At 67.6% G+C, this 20,669-nt stretch carries 17 protein-coding genes and 5 tRNA genes; 21 read left to right on the forward strand and 1 reads right to left on the reverse strand.

The window, feature by feature from the left end; genetic code table 11:
* Positions 1 to 8: 8 nt before the first annotated feature.
* The 3 genes from LZ199_RS32400 to LZ199_RS32410 all read left to right on the forward strand — a co-directional run bounded on the left by LZ199_RS32400 (position 9) and on the right by LZ199_RS32410 (position 339).
* Positions 9 to 85, forward strand: a tRNA-Arg gene (locus LZ199_RS32400).
* Between the two features lie 84 nt (positions 86 to 169).
* A tRNA-His gene (locus LZ199_RS32405) sits at positions 170 to 243 on the forward strand.
* 22 nt (positions 244 to 265) lie between these two features.
* Positions 266 to 339: transfer RNA gene (locus LZ199_RS32410), tRNA-Arg, on the forward strand.
* 144 nt (positions 340 to 483) lie between these two features.
* On the opposite strand, the gene bet is transcribed toward LZ199_RS32410, so the two are convergent.
* A complete protein-coding gene (bet, locus tag LZ199_RS32415) occupies positions 484 to 1,569 on the reverse strand; it encodes a phage recombination protein Bet (protein WP_253997710.1) in 1,086 nt (361 codons plus the stop codon).
* A 396-nt stretch (positions 1,570 to 1,965) separates the two neighbouring features.
* On the opposite strand from bet, the gene LZ199_RS32420 reads away from it, so the two are divergent.
* The 18 genes from LZ199_RS32420 to LZ199_RS32505 all read left to right on the forward strand — a co-directional run bounded on the left by LZ199_RS32420 (position 1,966) and on the right by LZ199_RS32505 (position 20,633).
* Positions 1,966 to 2,038: transfer RNA gene (locus LZ199_RS32420), tRNA-Lys, on the forward strand.
* 117 nt (positions 2,039 to 2,155) lie between these two features.
* A tRNA-Leu gene (locus LZ199_RS32425) sits at positions 2,156 to 2,237 on the forward strand.
* Between the two features lie 101 nt (positions 2,238 to 2,338).
* Complete coding sequence (tig, locus tag LZ199_RS32430) at positions 2,339 to 3,616, forward strand: trigger factor (protein ID WP_253997617.1); 1,278 nt, start codon at positions 2,339 to 2,341, stop codon at positions 3,614 to 3,616.
* Between the two features lie 58 nt (positions 3,617 to 3,674).
* Entirely contained in the window at positions 3,675 to 4,295 is a 621-nt protein-coding gene (gene clpP, locus LZ199_RS32435; protein ID WP_253997618.1) for an ATP-dependent Clp endopeptidase proteolytic subunit ClpP, read from the forward strand.
* Positions 4,296 to 4,510: 215 nt separating this feature from the next.
* A complete protein-coding gene (gene clpX / locus LZ199_RS32440) occupies positions 4,511 to 5,794 on the forward strand; it encodes an ATP-dependent Clp protease ATP-binding subunit ClpX (protein WP_253997619.1) in 1,284 nt (427 codons plus the stop codon).
* 292 nt (positions 5,795 to 6,086) lie between these two features.
* Positions 6,087 to 8,156, forward strand: coding sequence for a prolyl oligopeptidase family serine peptidase (locus LZ199_RS32445; protein WP_253997620.1), 2,070 nt, complete (start codon positions 6,087 to 6,089; stop codon positions 8,154 to 8,156).
* Positions 8,157 to 8,354: 198 nt separating this feature from the next.
* On the forward strand, positions 8,355 to 10,805 hold the full coding sequence (lon, locus tag LZ199_RS32450) for an endopeptidase La (protein ID WP_163866821.1): 2,451 nt from the start codon (positions 8,355 to 8,357) through the stop codon (positions 10,803 to 10,805).
* A gap of 242 nt (positions 10,806 to 11,047) precedes the next feature.
* Positions 11,048 to 12,634 carry a peptide ABC transporter substrate-binding protein gene (locus LZ199_RS32455; protein WP_253997711.1) on the forward strand — a complete coding sequence of 529 codons (1,587 nt, stop codon included), beginning with the start codon at positions 11,048 to 11,050 and terminating at the stop codon, positions 12,632 to 12,634.
* 67 nt (positions 12,635 to 12,701) lie between these two features.
* Complete coding sequence (locus tag LZ199_RS32460) at positions 12,702 to 13,586, forward strand: ABC transporter permease subunit (protein WP_253997621.1); 885 nt, start codon at positions 12,702 to 12,704, stop codon at positions 13,584 to 13,586.
* A gap of 334 nt (positions 13,587 to 13,920) precedes the next feature.
* The gene (locus LZ199_RS32465; protein ID WP_253997622.1) at positions 13,921 to 14,733 is read left to right on the forward strand and encodes an ABC transporter permease subunit; all 813 of its coding nucleotides are present in this window, start codon (positions 13,921 to 13,923) and stop codon (positions 14,731 to 14,733) included.
* Between the two features lie 93 nt (positions 14,734 to 14,826).
* Positions 14,827 to 15,288, forward strand: coding sequence for a response regulator (locus tag LZ199_RS32470; RefSeq protein ID WP_253997623.1), 462 nt, complete (start codon positions 14,827 to 14,829; stop codon positions 15,286 to 15,288).
* 84 nt (positions 15,289 to 15,372) lie between these two features.
* Positions 15,373 to 15,918, forward strand: a complete 546-nt coding sequence (locus tag LZ199_RS32475; RefSeq protein WP_253997624.1) for a YqgE/AlgH family protein — start codon at positions 15,373 to 15,375, stop codon at positions 15,916 to 15,918.
* Positions 15,918 to 16,175 carry a BolA family protein gene (locus tag LZ199_RS32480; RefSeq protein ID WP_163866827.1) on the forward strand — a complete coding sequence of 86 codons (258 nt, stop codon included), beginning with the start codon at positions 15,918 to 15,920 and terminating at the stop codon, positions 16,173 to 16,175. The genes LZ199_RS32475 and LZ199_RS32480 overlap by 1 nt, the downstream gene beginning before the upstream one ends.
* Before the next feature lie 10 nt (positions 16,176 to 16,185).
* Entirely contained in the window at positions 16,186 to 16,506 is a 321-nt protein-coding gene (gene grxD / locus LZ199_RS32485; protein WP_253997625.1) for a Grx4 family monothiol glutaredoxin, read from the forward strand.
* 82 nt (positions 16,507 to 16,588) lie between these two features.
* On the forward strand, positions 16,589 to 18,031 hold the full coding sequence (locus LZ199_RS32490; protein ID WP_253997626.1) for a DUF2914 domain-containing protein: 1,443 nt from the start codon (positions 16,589 to 16,591) through the stop codon (positions 18,029 to 18,031).
* Between the two features lie 50 nt (positions 18,032 to 18,081).
* Positions 18,082 to 18,615 carry a hypothetical protein gene (locus tag LZ199_RS32495; protein ID WP_253997627.1) on the forward strand — a complete coding sequence of 178 codons (534 nt, stop codon included), beginning with the start codon at positions 18,082 to 18,084 and terminating at the stop codon, positions 18,613 to 18,615.
* Positions 18,616 to 18,629: 14 nt separating this feature from the next.
* On the forward strand, positions 18,630 to 19,187 hold the full coding sequence (locus LZ199_RS32500) for a DUF4123 domain-containing protein (RefSeq protein ID WP_253997628.1): 558 nt from the start codon (positions 18,630 to 18,632) through the stop codon (positions 19,185 to 19,187).
* A gap of 138 nt (positions 19,188 to 19,325) precedes the next feature.
* Positions 19,326 to 20,633 (forward strand): winged helix DNA-binding domain-containing protein, encoded by a 1,308-nt coding sequence (locus LZ199_RS32505; RefSeq protein ID WP_253997629.1) that lies wholly within the window; start codon positions 19,326 to 19,328, stop codon positions 20,631 to 20,633.
* Positions 20,634 to 20,669: the final 36 nt, after the last annotated feature.

Below are 20,669 nucleotides of genomic sequence, written 5' to 3' on the forward strand. Positions count from 1 at the left end.
CCCGGCCAGCTCCAATAGCTCAGCTGGATAGAGCACCGACCTTCTAAGTCGGGGGTCGCAGGTTCGAGTCCTGCTTGGGGCGCCAACCTGGCTGCCGTGACATTTGGGCCTTGTACTGGCCCGGCTTTCCACGGTAGGGAAGCCACGCTTCAAACGCCGTTGCGGAACGGCGGCCATAGCTCAACTGGTTAGAGCGCTGGACTGTGACTCCAGAGGTTGCCGGTTCGACCCCGGTTGGCCGCCCACGTTTTTCCCTCCGTACTCTGCGCTCGTAGCTCAACTGGATAGAGCACTGGGCTTCGAACCCAGGGGTTGGGGGTTCAAGTCCCTCCGAGCGCGCTCCAGTACCCCGTCACTCCGATGAGCCGCGCCCGAGCAACGGCGCCTCCGAAGCGACTCCCGATACTCCTCACCGTGTGTCGCCCGTCCTCCGCCGAGGCCCTTCCGGCGGAGGAGGACTTCACGTCGTCGTGCGGGCGTGATTCAGACGCCGTGCGCGGCGCCGTTTCCCTTGTCCGCGGTGGGCACGCGGCAGCGCAGCTCCGTCTCCGCCTCCAGCGCGAGCAGGTTCTCCCGCATCGCCTTGGCCCAGCGCGCGCGGGGCTGCTCCATCAGCTTCTCGTTCGCCAGCTCGATGCTCTCGCTCAGCTCCTCGTCGGAGAGCTCGGAGGCCGTCTTCCCCTTGTACGGGCCGAAGGCGACCACCACCGCGCTGGCCTTCAGTCCTGGCGCGGGTTGCGACGGGGCAGGGCGGGGCGCTTCGCTCGCCTCCACCTCCACGGCCTTCGCCGACTCTTTCGGAGGAAGGGGCGCCAGCGGCACGTCGACGTCGAGCCTCGCCTGCTTCTCCTCCTTGGCGGGCGCGGCGGGCAGGGTGGGGAAGGACGCCTTCACGGGGCCGGGACGCGCGCCCAACACCTCGTAGGCGCCCGTGGGCTCCACGTGGCTCGCGGCCGCCGGCTCGAAGTCGTCCGCCGGCATCTCCTCGCGGACGTACAGGCCGCCGAAGGACTCCGGATACGCCTTGCGCAGCACCGCCACGCGGGCGCACTTCTCAATCATCGTCGTGGGAATCTTGGCCCACAGCGGCGTCTGCTGGACGTAGCCGCTGAAGTCCAGCCACACCACCACGGGCAGCTTCCCGTCGCGCACCACGCGGGACCAGGCGCCCACCAGCGCGCCCTTGCGCTTGGCCGGGTTGAAGCGATGAACGACTTCGCCCTTCCCCTGGTCCACGACGATGTCGTCCTCGGCGAACACCGCGCTCGCCTGGATGCCCTTGAAGTCCGGGAAGCGCTCGGCCCGGGCGAGCATGCCGGCCTCGGAGGGCTGGAACTCGTACTTGTTCACCCAGTTGGGCCGCTCGCGGTTGCCGATGTTCTGCCGCCGGGCCACGCAGAAGGCCTCCTTGAGGAGGGGGTCCAACCCGCTGCGCTTGCACTGCTCGATGAAGAGGGCGAACTCGTCCTCGCTGATTCCCCGCGGGCAGATGGTGCGTCGGATGAGTTCCATCCGCTCCCGGCTCCAGTTGCCGAGCGCCGAACCCGCTTCTTCCACCTTGGGGGACATGTTGGCTTCACTCACTGTCGTCTCCTGCATACGTCCTGCGCGAAAAGGGCGGACGACCTCCGTCCGCCCGCCTGTGCCGCGGCGGTGCACCTGTGCGAAGCCCGAATAAGGGGCCGTGCGTGCCTGTTCGCTCCGGTGGACCGGGTCGCGAAAAGGCCCGACGTGGCCTCGTTCAACAGCGATGCTGGGAGCCTGTTTCATCCGCGCGCGACCCCGCGGTGGCGCCAGCCCGTGGGGCGGGCGGCGCGGCGTCACCCGGACTCGGCGTCTCCGAGAGGTGATCGCTCAGCGCGGGAATGCAGGGGGGACGAAAATACTTTTTGACAGCGCGGGCGGCCTTCTGTAGTTACCGCCGCCACTTGGACGTCACGCAGCCGACGGGCCAAGCGCAGTGCCGGGAGCGTAGCTCAATTGGCAGAGCAATGGACTCTTAATCCATAGGTTGTGGGTTCGATTCCCTCCGCTCTCATCACGGGGTCTCTCCAGAAATGGAGAGACCCCGTTTCTTTTTCCGCACGGCGCCGCCGCATGCTGACGTCCACCGGACGTTTCGCGGTATGTACGGAACACGGCACGCGGCGCATCCGGGCGGGTGGCGAAACTGGTAGACGCGCCAGACTTAGGATCTGGTACCGCAAGGTGTGAGGGTTCGAGTCCCTCCTCGCCCATTTCGCGTTGACCCGTTCGTGCCTATCCCCTAAACGCGCACGTCCCACTTTTCCGGCGCCGCTCGGGACGACTGTCCGAGGCGGCGGCGAGCGAGGCCCGTATGAAGGTCCAGGTCGAAGAGCTCTCTCCCGTCGAGAAGAAGCTCTCCATCGAGGTCGAGTCCGCCCGCGTGGCGGAAGAGCTGAACCGCGCTTATTCCGCGCTGAGCAAGCAGGTGAAGCTGCCCGGCTTCCGTCAGGGCAAGGTTCCCCGCCGCATCCTGGAGCAGCGCTTCAAGGATCAAATCGAGGACGAGGTCATCCAGCGCGTGGTGCAGAGCGCCTACCTGGATGCCGTGCGCGAGCACAACGTGGAGGTCGTCGCCAGCCCGCAGGTGACCAACCAGGGCCTGAAGGCGGACGCCCCCTTCAGCTTCGAGGCCCGGGTGGAGGTCAAGCCCAAGGTCGAGGCGAAGGAGTACGCGGAGCTGCCCCTGACCAAGGCGGAGGTGTCCGTCACCGACGAGCAGGTCAACGAGCAGCTGGACCGCATGCGCCAGTCGCTGAGCCGGCTGGAGCCCGTGACGGACCGCGACTCGGCGGCCTCCGGCGACTACGCCACCGTGGACTACGACGCCACCGTGGACGGCCAGCCGTTCACCGGCAGCAAGGCCGAGGGCATCACCGTCCAGGTGCAGCCCGGTGAGCTGGTCGAGTCGAAGATCGCCGCCCTGGAAGGCCTGAAGGTGGGCGAGTCCAAGGACATCGACTACGCCTTCCCCGCCGACTACCGCGTGGAAGAGGTGAAGGGGAAGACGGGCCGCTTCCACGTCACCCTCAAGGCGCTGAAGAAGGAGATCAGCCCCGAGCTGAACGACGACTTCGCCAAGGAGACGGGAATCGCCCAGACCATGGAGGACCTGCGCGGCAAGCTGCGCACCGACATGGAGAAGGCGCGCCGTTCGCAAGCGGACAACGACGAGCGCGAGGCCCTGGTGAAGGTGCTCGTGGAGCGCAACCCGTTCGAGGTCCCCCGCGCCATGGTGGAGCGCGCCATGGACTCCATGCTGCGGGGTGCCCTGCAGCAGCTGCAGCGCTCGGGCGTGGACCCCAGCCGCCTGAACCTGGACTTCAACCGGCTGCGCGAGGAGATGCGCGAGAAGGCCCTCCAGGAAGTGAAGGGCACGCTGCTCTTGGAGTCCATCGCCCTCAAGGAGGGCGTGCAGGCGTCTGACGCGGACGTGGACGCGCGCATCGAGCAGCTCGCCGTGGAGGCGGGCCAGCCCGTGGCCGCCGTGAAGAAGTACTTCAAGGGTCCGGACGAGCGCCTCGGGTTGTCTCTGCGACTGCGCGAGGAAAAGACGATTGAATTCCTGAAGGGCCGGGCGAAGTATTCCTGAGGTTCTCTTCCGAGCCGTCCCGTCTTAAGAGCTTCAGAGCCCGCTACTCGAGGTCGACATGCCCTTCATGCCCGTTCCCTACGTCATCGAGCAGACGCACCGCGGTGAGCGCTCGTACGACATCTACAGTCGGCTCCTGAAGGACCGCATCATCATGCTGGGCACCGAAATCGACGATGACGTGGCCAACGTCATCGTCGCCCAGCTGCTGTTCCTCGAGTCCGAAGACCCGGACAAGGACATCAACATCTACATCAACTCGCCGGGCGGCTCCGTGACGGCGGGCATGGCCATCTACGACACGATGCAGTACGTCAAGCCGCCGGTGTCCACCATCTGCGTGGGCCAGGCGGCGTCGATGGGGGCCGTGCTCCTGCTCGCCGGGACGAAGGGCAAGCGCTACACGCTGCCCTCCAGCCGCATCATGATCCACCAGCCCCTGGGCGGGGTGCGGGGCCAGGCCACGGATATCGAAATCCAGGCCCGGGAAATCCTCCGGATGAAGGCGAAGCTCAACGAGATCATCGTCAAGCACACCGGGCAGACCATCGAGCGAGTCGAGAAGGACACGGATCGCGACTACTTCATGGGCGCCACGGAGGCGAAAGCCTACGGAATCGTGGATGAAATCCAGAACCCGAGGAAGGTCGTCGGGCTGGGCAAGGACGAGAAGAAGTAACGGTTCGCCGGGGCTTGACGCCTCGGCCGGTGGCCGGAGCCGCGGGAATTCGTCCCCGCGCCTCCGGCTTTCTGCTTTCTGCGCCGACCCACTCTCCCTGTTAAGTACCGGGAAGGCGCGTGGACGTCCCTGATGGGGGCTGACTAGATTGCTTTGAGGCCGGGTCGGGTGGCGCGAGGCAGGGTGGCGGCTTTACAGGCGCAGCGAGGGATTTCATGGCGGGCAAGAACGTGGAGAAGCGAGACAACCAGACCCTCTGCTGCTCTTTCTGCGGCAAGTCGCAGAAGGAAGTGAAGAAGCTCATCGCGGGGCCAACGGTCTACATCTGCGACGAGTGCATCGGGCTGTGCAACGACATCATCGCGGAGGAGATTGACCGCGAGGAGACCAAGGACACCAAGCTGCGCATCCCCCGGCCCTCTGAAATCAAGGCCGTGCTGGATGAGTACGTCATCGGTCAGGAGCGGGCGAAGAAGACGCTGTCGGTGGCGGTGCACAACCACTACAAGCGCATCGAGTCCAAGGTCGCGCTCGAGGACGTGGAGCTCCAGAAGAGCAACATCCTCCTCTTGGGCCCCACGGGCAGCGGCAAGACGCTCCTGGCGCAGACGCTGGCGCGCATCCTCAACGTCCCCTTCACGATTGCGGACGCCACGTGCCTCACCGAGGCCGGCTACGTGGGCGAGGACGTGGAGAACATCATCGTCAACCTGCTCCAGGCGGCCGACCACGACATCGAGCGGGCGCAGCGCGGCATCGTCTACATCGACGAAATCGACAAGATTGCCCGCAAGTCGGAGAACCCCTCCATCACTCGCGACGTCAGCGGCGAGGGCGTGCAGCAGGCGCTGCTGAAGATCATCGAAGGTACGGTGGCCAACGTTCCGCCCAAGGGTGGCCGCAAGCACCCCCAGCAGGAGTTCCTGCAGGTGGACACCACCAACATCCTCTTCATCTGCGGCGGCGCCTTCGGCGGGTTGGACCAGGTGATTGAGCGGCGCCTGGGTGGCCGCAACCTGGGCTTCGGCGCGGACATCCAGTCGAAGAAGCAGCGCAACCTCACGGAGCTGCTCAAGCACGTGGAGCCGGAGGACCTGCTCAAGTTCGGCATGATTCCGGAGTTCATCGGCCGTCTGCCCATCATCACCGCGCTGGAGGAGCTGGATGAGCCCGCGCTCATCAACATCCTCAACCAGCCGAAGAACGCGCTCACCAAGCAGTACAAGAAGCTCTTCGAGCTGGACGGCGTGGCGCTGAAGTTCACCGACGGCGCGCTCAAGGCCATCGCCAGCGAGGCCATCCGCCGCAAGGCCGGTGCCCGTGGCCTGCGCTCCATCCTGGAGTCGGCCATGCTGGACGTGATGTACGAAATCCCGTCCCGCAAGACGGTGCGCGAGGTGCTCATCTCCGAGGAGGTCATCCTCAAGAAGAGCGAGCCCGTCATCCTCCATTCCGCGGCGGAGAAAGAGCCCGCGGAGCCGAAGAAGGAATCCGCCTAGCGCGGGACGACGGGGCCGCCTCTTCCAGGGGCGGTCCCTTGAGATGTGACGGGGCGCGTCAAGGGCCAGGAAGCAGGCCCGACGCGCCCCACGCATTCTGTCGGGAGGGCCGGCCTGCCAGGCGGCCCACGGTTTTTGTGGGACGGGCCTGGGGCTTTCTGTATGTGCTGGCTCCATGACACGGCTGCCCTTGCCCGCCTTGTTGTTGATGCTCTCTGCCTGCGCTGGCTCGAAGCCAGCGGAACGGGAGGCGCCCCCGGAGGGGACGCGGGCCCAGGAGGAACACTCGCGCATGGCATACCCGGCGACACGGGTGGACGCGGTGGTGGACACGGTGCACGGCGTGACGGTGCCGGACGCCTACCGCTGGCTGGAAGACGAGAAGGCTCCCGAAGTCCAGGCGTGGATGAAGGCGCAGGACGCCGTCGCGCGCGAGGCCCTGGCGAAGATGCCTGGCCGGGACGCGCTGGTGCGTCGCTTCCGCGAGCTGTTCTACGTGGACTCCATCTCCATCCCCGCCCGGCGCGCGGGCCGCTACTTCTACATCCGCACCCACAAGGACAAGGAGAAGGCGGTCCTCTACTGGCGTGACGGCGAGAAGGGCGCGGAGAAAGTCCTCCTGGACCCCAACGGCTGGAGCCAGGACGGCTCCGTGTCGCTGGGCACGTGGGCGCCCTCGTGGGACGGCAAGAAGCTCGTCTTCGCGCAGAAGCCCAACGCGGCCGACGAGGCCGTGCTGCACGTGGTGGACGTGGACTCGGGCCAGTGGTCGAAGGGGGATGTCATCGAGGGTGCCAAGTACGCGCAGCCCCGGTGGACGCCGGACGGCAAGGGCTTCTATTACGAGTGGCTGCCCTCGGACGCCTCCATCCCCGTGGACGCGCGGCCGGGCTACACCACGCTGCGCTTCCACGCGCTGGGCGAGGACCCGAAGAAGGACGCGCTGGTTCACCCGCACACGGGTGACCCGTCCACCTTCCTTCAAGGTGACTTGAGCCGCGACGGCCAGTTCCTCTTCGTCTACATCCTCCGCGGCTGGAACGAGAACGACGTCTACTGGAAGCGGCCCGGGGAGAAGGACTTCCGTCTGCTCGTGAAGGGGCAGGGCGCCCGCTACAACGTCGTGGCCTGGAAGGGCCGCTTCTACGTCAACACCGACGAGGGCGCCCCGCGCCAGCGCGTGTTCGAGGTGGACCCGGCGCACTCCGAGCGCTCGGCGTGGAAGGAGATCGTCCCCGAGGACCCGGTGGCCTCGCTCCAGAACATGAACGTCGTCGGGGAGCACCTGGCGCTGGAGTACATGAAGGACGCCACCACCGTCATCCGCGTGGCGACGCTGCGGGGCAAGCGGGTGCGCGAGGTGGAGCTGCCCGGGGTGGGCGCGGCCTCCAACCTGTCCGGCCTGGAGGACGAGGACGAGGCGTACTTCGTCTTCACGTCCTTCACCACGCCCCGGCGCGTCTACAAGACGTCCGTCCAGAGCGGGAAGTCTGAGCTGTGGGCCCAGGTGGAGCTGCCCATGGACCCGTCGGCCTACACCGTGGACCAGGTCTTCTACCCCTCCAAGGATGGCACCCGCGTGCCCATGTTCCTGGTGTACCGAAAAGGCCTGAAGCGGGACGGGAACGCCCCCACGCTGCTGTACGGGTATGGCGGTTTCAACGTCAACATGGAGGCCAACTTCCGAGCCAGCATCCTGCCCTGGCTGGACGCGGGAGGGGTGTATGCGGTGGCCAACCTGCGTGGGGGCGGCGAGTACGGGACGGCCTGGCACGAGGCTGGCCGCCAGGCGAACAAGCAGAACGTCTTCGACGACTTCCACGCCGCCGCCGAGTACCTCATCCGCGAGCAGTACACCCAGCCCCGGAAGCTGGCCATCCAGGGCGGCAGCAACGGCGGCCTGCTGGTGGGGGCGGCCATGACTCAGCGCCCGGAACTGTACGGCGCGGTGGTGTGCCAGGTGCCCCTGCTGGACATGGTGCGCTACCACCTCTTCGGAAGCGGGCGGACGTGGATTCCGGAGTACGGGACGGCGGAGAAGGCCGAGGAGTTCCGGACGCTGCACGCCTACTCGCCCTACCACCATGTCCGTCCGGACGTGCGCTACCCCGCGCTTTTGATGATGTCCGCGGACCACGATGACCGGGTGGACCCCATGCACGCTCGCAAGTTCGTGGCGGCGGTGCAGAACGCACCTGGCGGCCTGTCACCCGCCCTGCTGCGCATCGAAATGAATGCGGGACATGGTGGCGCCGACCAGGTGGCCAAGAGCATTGAATCCAGCGCGGACCAGTACGCGTTCTTGTTCCAGGCGTTGGAGGTGGGAGGGCTCCAGGGTGGGCAGGCAGCGCAGGGCCGCTGACACCCCAGGCGGACATCCGAGTCGGCTCCGGGTGTTCCCTTGAAGGCAGCAAGTGGTTCCCCAATCTTGAGGCGGGGAACGGCGCCTGAAACCGACGTGTTATAGACATGCTTCACCCCGGGTAAGCGCTCGTCGGGAGAGCAACCGGGCAACTCTTCAGGGGCCTACCCTCCCGGTAGGCCAGCAGGTGGCGGATACATGTTCTTCGGACGTGACGACAAGAAGGAAGCCCAGAAGCGGGGACTCACCGTCCCGCTCTTGCCCCTTCGGGACATCATCGTGTTCCCGCACATGGTGGTTCCGCTGTTCGTCGGCCGGGAGAAGTCCATCGCCGCGTTGAAGGACGCGATGGCTCACAAGGGGCCGGACGACAAGGCCGTCATCCTGCTGGCCGCCCAGAAGAAGGCCAAGACGAATGACCCCTCTCCCGACGACATCTTCCACTTCGGCACCATGGGCCACGTCATCCAGCTGCTTCCCCTGCCAGACGGCACGGTGAAGGTGCTGGTGGAGGGCGTGCGCCGGGCCAAGGTGAAGAAGTTCCACCCCAACGACGCCTTCTTCATGGTGGAGGTGGAGGAGGTTGAAGAGCAGACGGAGAAGAGCGTGGAGCTGGAGGCGCTGGTTCGCAGCGTCCACTCCGTGTTCGAGGCCTTCGTCAAACTCAACAAGCGCATCCCGCCCGAGATGTTGATGCAGGTCGCCAGCATCGACGACCCGGCGCGGCTCGCTGACACCATCGTCGCCCACCTGTCGTTGAAGCTGAACGACAAGCAGGCGCTGCTCGAGACGGAGTCCCCGGCCAAGCGGCTGGAGAAGCTGTACGAGCTGATGCAGGGGGAGATCGAGATTCTCCAGGTGGAGAAGAAGATCCGCACCCGCGTCAAGAAGCAGATGGAGAAGACCCAGAAGGAGTACTACCTGAATGAGCAGATGCAGGCCATTCAGAAGGAGCTGGGTGAGCGCGACGAGTTCAAGAACGAGATTCAGGAGATTGAAGAGAAGCTGAAGAACAAGCGGATGAGCAAGGAGGCCACGCTCAAGGTCAAGAAGGAGCTGAAGAAGCTCCGGATGATGAGCCCGATGAGCGCCGAGGCCACGGTCGTCCGCAACTACATCGACTGGATCATCAGCCTCCCCTGGTACGACGAGACGCAGGACCGGCTCGACGTGACGGAAGCGGAGACGGTGCTCAACGAGGACCACTACGGCTTGAAGAAGCCGAAGGAGCGCATCCTCGAGTACCTGGCCGTGCAGCAGCTGGTGAAGAAGCTCAAGGGCCCCGTGCTGTGCTTCGTGGGTCCTCCGGGCGTGGGCAAGACGTCGCTGGCGCGCTCCATTGCTCGGGCCACGGGCCGCAAGTTCGTGCGCCTGTCGCTGGGCGGCGTGCGTGACGAGGCCGAGATTCGCGGCCACCGGCGCACGTACATCGGCGCGATGCCGGGCAAGCTCATCCAGTCGCTGAAGAAGGCGGGCAGCAACAACCCCGTCTTCCTGCTCGACGAAATCGACAAGATGTCCACGGACTTCCGAGGCGACCCGAGCGCGGCGTTGCTGGAGGTGCTGGACCCCGAGCAGAACCACAACTTCAACGACCACTACCTGGACCTCGACTACGACTTGTCGAAGGTGATGTTCATCTGCACCGCGAACACGATGCACAACATCCCCGGTCCCCTGCAGGACCGCATGGAGGTGATTCGCATCGCGGGGTACACCGAGCCGGAGAAGCTCTCCATCGCCCGGCGCTACCTCATCCCGAAGGAGCAGGAGGCCAACGGGCTGGCGGACATCAAGGTGGACTTCAGCCGCGAGGCGCTGAGGACCATCATCCACCGCTACACGCGTGAGTCCGGTGTGCGCTCGCTCGAGCGTGAGATTGGCGGCGTGTACCGGAAGATTGCCCGCGACGTGCTGAAGAACGGCAAGCGGGACATCGAGGTGGACCGCAAGACGGCGATGAAGTTCCTGGGCACCCCGCGCTACCGCTACGGCGTGGCGGAGCGGGAAGACCAGGTGGGCATCGTCACCGGCCTGGCGTGGACGGAGCTGGGCGGTGAGATTCTCACCACCGAGGCCACCGTGATGCCGGGCAAGGGCAAGCTCATCATCACCGGCAAGCTGGGTGAGGTGATGCAGGAGTCCGCCCAGGCGGCCATGTCGTACGTGCGCAGCCGCGCCGAGCGCTTCGGCATCGACCGCAAGGTGTTCGAGAACTACGACATCCACGTCCACCTGCCGGAGGGCGCCATTCCGAAGGACGGTCCCTCGGCGGGTGTCACCATCTGCACGGCGCTGGTGAGCGCGCTCACGCGGGTCCTCATCCGTCGCGACGTCGCGATGACGGGTGAAATCACCCTGCGCGGACGGGTGCTCCCCATCGGTGGCCTGAAGGAGAAGACGCTGGCCGCGCACCGCGCGGGCATCAAGACGGTCCTGATTCCGAAGGCGAACAAGAAGGACCTGAAGGACATCCCGCTGAAGATTCGCAAGCAGCTGCGCATCGTCCCGGTGGAGTTCGTGGACGACGTGCTGCGCGAGGCGCTGGTGTTGGAGAAGCCGGAGGAGTTCGGCCGCAAGCCGTTCTCCGACAGCCTGAAGGCCGCGCCGCCGGACCTTCCGTCCACGCCGGCCCCCGCTCCGGCCTAGCGCCGGGGTGACAACGGAGGCACTGCCTCCGTGAGGTACCGAAGCCAGGATGCCGGCCGACCAGGAGTCGCCGGTCTCCTGGCTTCTCCTTTTCGGGGGAGCGGCGCTTCGGGGTACAACGTGCTCCGGTGGCTCCTCGCGCGCGACTCGCCTGGTGGTGTCTTCTGCTGGCCTGGGTGACCGGGGCCTGCGGGCCGTGCGGCTTCCAGCCCGACGCGGGCGTCAAGGTGGTGGTGCCCGCCATGCCCACCACGCTCGACTGGAGTCACTCGGACCCCGAGAGCTGGGCCAATTATCCGGTGATGCTGGCCACGCAGCGGGGGCTGACGGTGCTGGGCGCGGACCACTCGGTCCAGCCCGGGTTGGCGGAGCGCTGGGAGCGGGCTCGCGACGAGAAGGGCCGCGAGGTCTACGTCTTCCACCTGCGGCGGGACGTGCACTGGTCCGATGGCTCGCGGCTCACCGCGCGCGACTTCGTCGTGGGGTGGAGGCGTGCGCTTCGAGGGCGGGAGCGCGGGGAGATGGCGGACCTGGATGGCGCGTCGGAGGTGCTGGCGCTCCAGGAGCGCATGGCGCCGGAGGCGGAGATCCGCGCGGCGATGGAGCGCGTGGGCGTGGAGGCCGTGGACGCGCACACCCTGCGGGTGACGCTGGTGCATCCGCGCAGCTACTTCCTGGCTCGCGTGGCCAACGTCTACATCTTCTATCCAGCGCCGGCCGCGGACCTGGAGGGCAGGGCGGACGAGGAGGTCCGCGACTACTTCGACCGGCCTCGGGATGGGCGTCCGCTGGCGCTGGGGCCGTACCGCGTGGAGAGCTGGGACCGCGCGGGCGAGCGGGTGCGGCTGGTGTACAACCCGCGCTCCGCGTTTCCGCCGCCGATGGTGCCCGGTGAGGCGCCCGTGCCCGTCATCACGTTGATGAAGTCGGAGATTGGCCCGGCGCTGTATGAGCGGGGCCGCGTGGACTTCGTGTTCGTGGACAGCGCGGCGGCCCTGCGCGTGAAGCGACCTGGAGACCTGCAGCGCGAGCCGTTGCTGTCGACGTACTACCTGGCGTTCAACACGGAGCGCGCTCCGCTGGACAGGCCCGAGGTTCGTCGCGCGCTGTCACGGGCATTGGACCGCGAGGCGCTCGTGGCGGGGTTGCTGCCGGCGGCGCGTCCGTCGCATGTGTTGTTGCCTCCGGAGCTTCCGGGGGCGGCCTCGACGGAGGAGGCGGCGCGTCTTCCGCACTACGAGCCTGAGCGTGCGAAGCAGGAGCTGGCCGGGGTGCCTGGGTTGGAGCGGCCGTTGCGGCTTGTGTATCGCTCGGGCGACAACTTCGTGCCGGAGGTCGCCATCGCGGAGCGTGTGGCGGCGCAGCTGGCTCGCGTAGGTGTGCAGGTGGTGTTGGAGGCGCGGTCGGACTTCACGGCGGAGGTGGCGCGGCGTACGGCGCAGGGGCCTCGCGCGTATGACCTGTATCTGCGTCGGTTGGGCGGGGACTACGCGCACCCGAACACGTTCTTCACGCTCTTCGAGCGCGAGGGCAACCATCAGACGGGCTGGGAGACGCAGGCGGGTGGGGAGCCGATGAGCCGCTTCGAGCGACTCCTGGAAGCGGCGGATGGTGAAGCGGATGAGGCTCGCGCTCATGCGCTGTACACCCAGGCGCAGGAGGTGCTGGTGGGGGAGCAGGCGGTGATTGCGCCCATCTATCACCCGGACCGCTACTACCGTGCGCGGGCCACGCTGCGGGGCCTGGATGTGGACCCGTTCAACTTCCTGGCGCTGCGCACGCTGCGGCAGTCCACTCCGGAACCGAAGCAGGCCGAGGTGGTGCCATGACAGTGCATGTGGCGCTGTCCGCGACGTGGCTGCTCCCGGCGGAGCCGCACCGCGCCGAGGTGGTGCCATGAGGTCGGTGCTCCAGAAGCTGGCGCGACAGCTCGTGCTGGTGCCGCTCGTGGCGGTGGCTTCGTACTTCCTCATGGCGATGTTGCCGCTCACCACCGAGAGCGAAGCGAAGCGGCAGGTGTCACCGGAGCTGGCGGCTTCGTATCGACGGGACCTGGGCATCGGCGAGCCGCTGGGCTTCCTTCGGCCTTGGCAGAAGCTCTGGCGCGGCGAGCGTCTCGGCACGAGCGCGCAAGGTGTCACCGGCGACGAACTGGCGCGCAAGCTGTCCGGCAGTGTCGGCGTGGGGCTGCTTGCGCTCCCGCTCGCGCTGACGTGGGCGCTTGGCTTCGCGATGGTGCGCACTCGCTGGCGTCGGGGCCGATGGGCCGCGCTCGGCGACGTCGTGCCCGCGCTGGCATTCGGCACCCCTGTCTTCATCCCCGCGCTCCTCCTGGCGCCCGCTGTCGTGGAGCGCGGCAACATGCTGCCGGAGCTTTGCGCCGCACTCGTCACGTCCATCTGGCCCGGCATCTTCCTGGGCACGCTGGTGGGGGACTCGCTGGAGACGGAGCTGTCGCGCGACTACGTACGCACCGCCTTGGGCAAGGGACTCGCTCCAGGCACGGTGCTGCGCCGTCATGTGTTGCCCAATGTCCTGCCCGCGTTGCTGGACGCGATAGGGCCCGTGGCGACGGCCTTGCTCGCTGGTTCGTTCGCCGCCGAGCGCGTCCTGGGCCTTCCGTACTTCGGACAGCTCTACGTGCTGGCCGTTCTCAACAAGCAGGTGGCAGTCGTCGTGGTGGCCACCACCACCTTCGCTTCGCTGCTCGTCGTCGTCAGCCTCGCCGTCGAGCTGACCCGGTACGCGGTGGATCCTCGCTCGCGGGAGGCTCGCGCGTGAGGCCTGTTTCTGCAATCGCCTGCTCAGGAACGGAGTCGGGTGACTCGCTGCCTCAGCGCGCGTGTAGCGCTCGCCCCGCGCGCGCCTTCGTGAGGCCTCTGTCGTGTGAGGCGCTGATGCCACTCACGTGTTGCGCTCGCCCCGCGCGCGCCTTCGTGAGGCCTCTGCCGTGTGACGCGCTGATGCCACTCACGTGTTGCGCTCGCTCCGTGCATGGCTTCGAGAGCCAGGGTTCGGGTGACGAGCCGCGCTCTCGCACGTGTCGCGCTCGCCCCGGGCGGAGCCTTGTGCGCCAGAGGTCTGATGCCGCGCCGGCCCGATACAGGGTGCTCACATGAGCCGCGTCCCTGCTCGTGCCCGCTTCGGGCTGCTCCTCCTCGTGGGGCTTGGCGTGCTGAGCCTCGTCGCCGGACGCCTGTTCCCTGACGTGCTCGCCAGCACCTGTCCGCTGGGCGAGGACCCGATGCGGCCGGACCGCACCGTGTGCGAGCTGGCCTTCGGTGGACTCTGGGTGTCTCTCGCCGTGGGCCTGTGCGCGGGCGGACTCTCCACGCTCATCGGCCTCATCGTCGCGGCCGTGGCACGACTCGTCGGCGGCGCCTGGGAGCAGGCCCTGCTGCGCGGCGTGGACGCTGTCTTCGCCCTGCCCGACGTGCTCGTGGTGATGGTGCTCCAGCTCGCGGGCCAGTCCCTCGCGGACGCGGGACACAGCGGAGGCCTGGGCCCCTTCGGATTGATGGTGGCCTCCCTCGCGCTCGTCGGCTGGGCGGGCCCCGCTCGCATGTTCCGCAACCGGCTCGCCACGCTGGAGGGACAGGAGTTCGTCGCCGCGGCGCGCGCGCTCGGCGGTGGTGGAACCCACGTGCTGCGCGTCCACCTGTGGCCCGCGCTGCGGCCCTTCGCGCTCGCCGTGTTCCTCAGCCGCCTGCCCACCGCCATCCTCACCGAGTCCACCGTGAGCTTCTTCGGCATCGCCCGCATGGAGCCCATGTCCCTGGGGCGCTATCTGGGCACCAGCTACGCGGCCCTCATCTACGAGGGCGGCGCTCGCGTCGTGCTGCCCGCGTGGGCGCTGCTCGTCCTCCTGGTGCTCGGCGCGTCGCTCGCTTCACAGGCACTCTCAGCGAGCCCTCGCAAGGCCACCTGAGGAACCACCTGGGCACCCGTGGGTGTGAGGAATTCCCACCGAGGAAATGTGGGTTCCCATCACACGGAAACCTTTTGCCCAACCGGTGCCCTCATGTCCCTGCCCACCACTGAAGAGACCATCCCCGTGCTCGGCCACGACGCGAAGGAACGCACGGACCGGAGTGACGACTTGAAGGTGGAGACCGTGCGCAGCTCGGTGCTCGTCGTGGAGGATGATCCCTCCCACCGCGAAATCCTCGTCGAGATGCTGGCGGGCTGGGGTTACGAGCCCCTGCCCGTGGGCAGCGCCGAGGAGGCGGAGTTCGCCGTGCGCAACAAGCGCATGGACGCCGCCATCGTCGACGTGTTCCTCCCCGGGCGCAGCGGCGCCACCCTCATGTCCCGACTGCGCGAGCGCTTCCCCCAGGCGGTCCTCATCGGCGTGAGCGCGATGAGCGACGCGGCCATGGCGCGCAAGTGCAAGGGCCTGGGCGCGGACCTCTTCATCGGCAAGCCGCTCAACCCGGAGCGACTGTCCGAGGCGCTTCAGTCCAAGCACACCAGCTGGCACTGAGGCCAGGCGGCGGCGCACTCGGAGCGAGCCCCGAGAGGGGCGGTTCCGGTTGCGCCGCTCGCTCGAACGGTTGATGCTCGTCTCGTGAAGAACCTCGCTCCCGGCTTCCTGCTGGCCATGCCTCAGCTCGGGGACCCCAACTTCTATCGCTCGGTCATCCTGATGATTGAGCATGGGGAGTCCGGCTCCATGGGGCTCGTCGTCAACCGGGGTGCACCGCTGTCGCTGGGCGAGCTGGCGCGCGGGCAGAACCTGGACATCCACACCGAGCGCACCAGCCAGTCCGTCTTCATCGGCGGCCCCGTCGAACCGCAGCGCGGCTTCGTGCTGCACGACGACGGCGGCGTGCTGGAGAAGCACTCGGTGTTGCCCGGGCTGTTTCTCAGTGTGACGCTGGACGCGCTGGGCCCGCTGCTGGAGCGCGCCGCGCCCCGCCTGCGCTTCTGCCTGGGCTATGCGGGCTGGGGCCCCCGGCAGCTGGAGAGCGAAATCGCCGCCGGCTCGTGGCTCTTCACCGAGGCCAGCGCGGACGCCGTGCTGGAACTGGAGCCGGGCAAGTTGTGGGAGACGACATTGCGTGGCATGGGCGTGGACCCAGCCATGCTGGTGATGGGAAGGGGAATGAACTGATGCTCGACGCAGACTTCGTCCGCAGCCGCATCCTGGAGGCCCTGCCGGGCTCCGAGGTGGAAGTCCAGGACACCACGGGGACGGGGGACCACTTCGAGGCCCGTGTCGTCAGTCCCGACTTCGCCGGCAAGGCGATGGTGCAGCAACACCAGCTCGTGTATGCGCCGCTCCAGCAATGGCTGAAGTCGGGCGAACTGCATGCCCTGGCCCTTAAAACCTACTCGCCCGAGCAGTGGAAGAAGCTCGGGAACCGCTAAGGAGACGTCCATGACCCCCGAGCTCAAGGCGAAGTTCGACCAGCTCACCCAGGCGCACCCCATCGTCCTCTTCATGAAGGGCAACGCCCTGTTCCCCCAGTGCGGCTTCTCCGCGCGGGCGCTGCAGATTCTCCAGCCCCACGGCCAGGTCTTCACGGTGGACGTGCTGGCGGACCCGGAAGTCCGCCAGGGCATCAAGGACTACACGAACTGGCCCACCATTCCGCAGATCTTCATCCGCGGGCAGTTCGTCGGCGGCGTGGACATCCTGGCCGAGATTGCAGAGCGCGGCGAGCTGACCGACCTGGTCGCTGGCAAGCCCCCGGCCTGACCCGGGGAGTGGGCTCGGGGGGGAGGGGAGATTTGCTCCCCGCCCGAGGCTAGGATGGGCGGCCGCTACCGCGAGGAACACCGTGGTCACCGCCACTCCGCCCAACACCTCCCAGAAGACCGAAGAGACCGCCGACCCGTCGGGTGCACCGCCGGCGGCCTCCGACATCGCCCCCACCAACGCCGCCGTCGTGTTGACCGAGGCCCCGCCGGGACCCGCGCCCGCGACGGTGGACCCCGATGACCTGGTGGCCACGGCGAAGACGCCGACGCTGATGGAGAAGGTGCAGGCGTTCCGCACCCGGCACGAGAAGTGGGAGATGGCCGCCTTCTTCTTCGGCGGCTTCCTCTACGACATCATCTCGCTCAGCCGCATCGACGACACGCTGACGATGGTGCAGAGCTTCGCGTACCTGCTCATCCTCGCGTCCCTGCTCCTCTTGGAGCAGCGCTACCCGGAGGGCACGCCGCCTCCCGTGCTGCTGACGAAGGTGTGGCGCTGGCGCGAGGACGCCATCCACTTCTTCTTCGGAAGCCTGCTCAGCGTGTTCATGCTGCTCTTGTTCAAGAGCACGTCGGGCTTCATGCCGTACCTCTTCATCGTGGGCCTCTTCGGCCTGCTGGTGGCCAACGAGCTGCCGCGCTTCCGGCAGCTGGGCCCCATTGTCCGCGTGGGGCTGCTCAGCCTCTGCGTGACGATGTACTTCGCCTTCCTCCTGCCCGTGCTCATCGGCCGGATGGGCTTCTGGGTGTTCCTGCTCGCCGTGTCCCTGGGCTGTGCGAGCGTCTTCGGGCTGATGCGGTTGATGGAGCGGCTGCGCCCGGATGTCGAGTACGTGGTGCGCAAGGTGGCCCTGCCGGGCTTCGGCGTGCAGGCGGCGCTGCTGGTCTTCTACCTGGTGGGTGTCATCCCGCCCATTCCGCTGGCCGTGCAGTACTCGGGCATCTTCCACGAGGTGAAGCGCGTCAGCCCGGGCCTGTACCAGCTCACCTCGGTGGACGACTCCATCTGGTACAAGCCGTGGACGTGGTTCGGTCCGGACTTCGTGATGCGGCCCGGCGACAAGCCGTACTACTTCTTCCGCATCTTCGCGCCGAAGAACTTCGCGCCCTACAAGGTCCGCGTGCGCTGGTACTACGACCACCCGGAGAAGGGCTGGACGACCAGTGGCAACGGCTTCATCGCCAACGTCACCAGCAACGGGACGGACGGCGGCTACCGCTACTACGCCACGACGTCCAACCTGAAGCCGGGCAACTGGCGCGTGGTGCTGGAGACGGAGGGAGGACACGAAATCAACCGCCTGTCCTTCACCGCCGGCGCGGACACGCGCGCAGAGCCTCGCGACCTCAAGGTGGAGTACTCCACCCTGAAGGAGATCATCCCCCTCTCCGCCGAGGAGTGGGAGAAGGAGAAGGCCCGCAAGCCGGCTGGGAAGGTCCCCGGCGAGACGACGCCGCCCGCGCCGGCTCCCCAGGCTCCCATGGAGGAAGCCCCCATGATGGAGGCCGCGCCCACGCCCTAGTCACCGTGCGCGTCAGTCACTTCACCCTGGCCCTGTGAGATACTGAGCCCATGCTCCCTCGTCGAAAGTCCTCGCAGGCGCGCTCCTGGCTGTTGCCGGGAACGCAACTCGATTACGAGATGGCGCGGACCGTCGACATGACGCTCGAGGACGGCGAGGACTTCGTGTCGGTGGTGGGCGGGCTGGCCATCTGGCACCTGGACCGGTGGCTCTCCGGCTCGCGCTCGACGATGTACTCGCTCTACGAGGCGCTGGGCGGCATGGTCCCCATGGGCCTGTCCACGCTGGAGCGCACCCACTTCGAGCAGCGGCTCAAGCAGCGCGTGGAGCGGGCCCTGCTCGACGGCGAGCTGAAGGTGCGCGAGGTGCCCCGGGTTCGTCAGGTGCCGCCCTCGTTCATCGAGCCGGTGCTCATCGAGCGTGAGGCTCCCCCGGTGGAGCGTCCCGTGCCTCCGCCTCCCGCGCCCGAGCAGGACATCGAGGCGCAGGTGCGCGCCCTGCGACAGGCCGCAGCCGACGGCACTCCCTTCTGCGAGGAGTGCGCGAGGAAGGCCCTGCAAGACTCCCAGAAGCGCGCCGCTTGAGCGGGGGAACAAAGATGTCACCGCGCGCCAGACACCTGTCCGCCCTGCTCTGGTCCGCACGAGAAGAGGGCATGCCTCCGCTGGAGCGCTACGCCCTGCTCGACGCGGCCCGTGAGCCGCGCGTGTACTCGCTGATTCGCTTGGAGCCCGCTGCCTCGTGTCTCTATGAGGGGCGCATCGCCCCCGAGCTGGCGGAGGTGGCGCCCTACCTCGTCCGTCTGCGGCCTGAGGCGCCCCTGCTGAGGGAGCTGCTGGGTTCGGGCTGGGGACGCTCATGGGGGCTGTATGTCGAAGCGCCCGTGGCTCCCGAGGTGCTGCGCCGCCACCTGCGTCGCTTCCTCAAGGTCCAGGCGGAGGACGGCAAGCGCCTCTACTTCCGCTACTACGACCCTCGCGTCCTGCGGACATACCTGCCCACGTGCAACGCCGAGGAGCTGCGATTCGTCTTCGGTCCCATCCACTCGTTCCTGATGGAGAACGAGGATGGCTCGATGCTGCTGCGCTTCTCGCTGCGCGACGACGAGCTGGTGCTGGAGCGCGTGCCGCTCCTGGCCGACACCGTCGCCGCCTGAGTCGCTTCTCCCGGCCGGGCCTTCCAGGCCTCCGGGGGCCTGTCCTGATACCTGACAGATAGCTGTCACGCCTGCCCGTCATGGTGCATCCCACGAAGCCGTCCAGCTTCGCCTGCCCTGTCCCGGACCCCAGGCCCCATGATTCCCATCCCCTTGATGTTCCTGCCTTTCCCCTACACCCTCGCCGAGGAGAAGCGCTCCAGGGCGGGCGGTGCGAAGAACCCGGGACGTCGCCCCCGCGTGGTGTCCGCTCCTGTCACCGTGAAGGAGGTCTCCGTGCCGTCACGACGCAAGAGTCCAGCCGCCGCCGTCACCGCGAGGCGGAGCGGGAAGGCGGGGCTGGCCCCGGTGCTGACTCCTCGGGAGCTGAACCGGGCCCTGCTCCAGCGACAGTTCCTCCTGCGCCGCACCAGCCGCTCCGTCACGGAGGTGATTGAGCACCTGGTGGGGCTCCAGGCGCAGGCGGGTAACGCGCCGTACCTGGGGCTCTGGACGCGGATGAAGGACTTTCAGCTCGACGACCTGACCGGCCGCTACCACGCGCGCGACGTGGTGCGGGCGACGATGTTGCGGTCCACGCAGCACCTCGTCACGGCGCGCGACTTCCAGCGCCTGCGGCCCACCCTGCAGCCCGTGCTGGACCGGATGCTGAAGCACAGCGCCTATCCGCGCGAACTGGTGGGGTTGGACGTGGACCTGGTGATTGCCGAGGGACGCAGGCTGCTCGCCAGCGGGCCCTTGAGCGGGGTGGAACTGGGCCGGCGACTCCAGGAGCGCTGGCCGGAGCGGGATGCGCAATCGCTCAGCATGGTGGTGCGGGTCGCGGAGGCGCTCGTCACCGTGCCTCCCTTCGCGACGTGGGGCGTGGGAGGCGAGGTGGAGTTCGCCACGTCGAAGTCGTGGCTCGGTGAGCCGCCAGGCCCCGCGCTGCCCCTGGAGGACGTGGTGCGGCGCTACCTGGGTGCCTTCGGGCCCGCGAGCGTGAAGGACATGCAGATGTGGTCCGGGCTGGTTCGACTCTCGGACACCGTCGAGCAGCTTCGTCCTCGACTGCGCACGTTCCGCGACGAGCACGGTGTCGAGCTGTTCGACGTGCCGGACGCGCCCCGTCCGTCGGGGGATACGCCCGCCCCGGTGCGCTTCGTGGCTGAGTTCGACAACGTGCTGTTGTCGCACGCGGACCGCACGCGCATCATCTCCGAGCCCCATCGCAAGCGCGTCTTCACCGTCAACGGCATCATCCGCCCGACGGTGCTGGTGGATGGCTTCGTGCGAGGGATGTGGAAGCTGGAGCGCGCGAAGGAGCGCGTCACGCTGCGCATCGAACCGTTCGAGCGACTGGCTCGCGAGGACCGCGCCGCGCTCACGGCGGAGGGAGAGCGACTGCTCGCCTTCGCGGCCGCGGACTGCGCGTCCCGCGACATCCACTTCGCGTCGGTGTCCTGACGCGGAACGTGAGTCGGACCTCGGTGGCCCGACTCA

This window comes from Myxococcus qinghaiensis, assembly GCF_024198215.1.
Taxonomy (GTDB): Bacteria; Myxococcota; Myxococcia; order Myxococcales; family Myxococcaceae; genus Myxococcus; species Myxococcus qinghaiensis.

Bases quoted from the DNA above. Each gene is read 5' to 3' on its own strand.
- bet (WP_253997710.1), bottom strand. From the start codon at position 1,569: ATGTCCCCCAAGGTGGAAGAAGCGGGTTCGGCGCTCGGCAACTGGAGC.
- LZ199_RS32470 (WP_253997623.1), top strand. From the start codon at position 14,827: ATGTCCCTGCCCACCACTGAAGAGACCATCCCCGTGCTCGGCCACGAC.
- LZ199_RS32460 (WP_253997621.1), top strand. From the start codon at position 12,702: ATGAGGTCGGTGCTCCAGAAGCTGGCGCGACAGCTCGTGCTGGTGCCG.
- clpP (WP_253997618.1), top strand. From the start codon at position 3,675: ATGCCCTTCATGCCCGTTCCCTACGTCATCGAGCAGACGCACCGCGGT.
- tig (WP_253997617.1), top strand. From the start codon at position 2,339: ATGAAGGTCCAGGTCGAAGAGCTCTCTCCCGTCGAGAAGAAGCTCTCC.
- LZ199_RS32445 (WP_253997620.1), top strand. From the start codon at position 6,087: ATGGCATACCCGGCGACACGGGTGGACGCGGTGGTGGACACGGTGCAC.
- lon (WP_163866821.1), top strand. From the start codon at position 8,355: ATGTTCTTCGGACGTGACGACAAGAAGGAAGCCCAGAAGCGGGGACTC.
- LZ199_RS32500 (WP_253997628.1), top strand. From the start codon at position 18,630: ATGTCACCGCGCGCCAGACACCTGTCCGCCCTGCTCTGGTCCGCACGA.
- LZ199_RS32465 (WP_253997622.1), top strand. From the start codon at position 13,921: ATGAGCCGCGTCCCTGCTCGTGCCCGCTTCGGGCTGCTCCTCCTCGTG.
- clpX (WP_253997619.1), top strand. From the start codon at position 4,511: ATGGCGGGCAAGAACGTGGAGAAGCGAGACAACCAGACCCTCTGCTGC.
- LZ199_RS32495 (WP_253997627.1), top strand. From the start codon at position 18,082: ATGCTCCCTCGTCGAAAGTCCTCGCAGGCGCGCTCCTGGCTGTTGCCG.
- LZ199_RS32505 (WP_253997629.1), top strand. From the start codon at position 19,326: ATGATTCCCATCCCCTTGATGTTCCTGCCTTTCCCCTACACCCTCGCC.
- grxD (WP_253997625.1), top strand. From the start codon at position 16,186: ATGACCCCCGAGCTCAAGGCGAAGTTCGACCAGCTCACCCAGGCGCAC.
- LZ199_RS32480 (WP_163866827.1), top strand. From the start codon at position 15,918: ATGCTCGACGCAGACTTCGTCCGCAGCCGCATCCTGGAGGCCCTGCCG.
- LZ199_RS32455 (WP_253997711.1), top strand. From the start codon at position 11,048: ATGCCCACCACGCTCGACTGGAGTCACTCGGACCCCGAGAGCTGGGCC.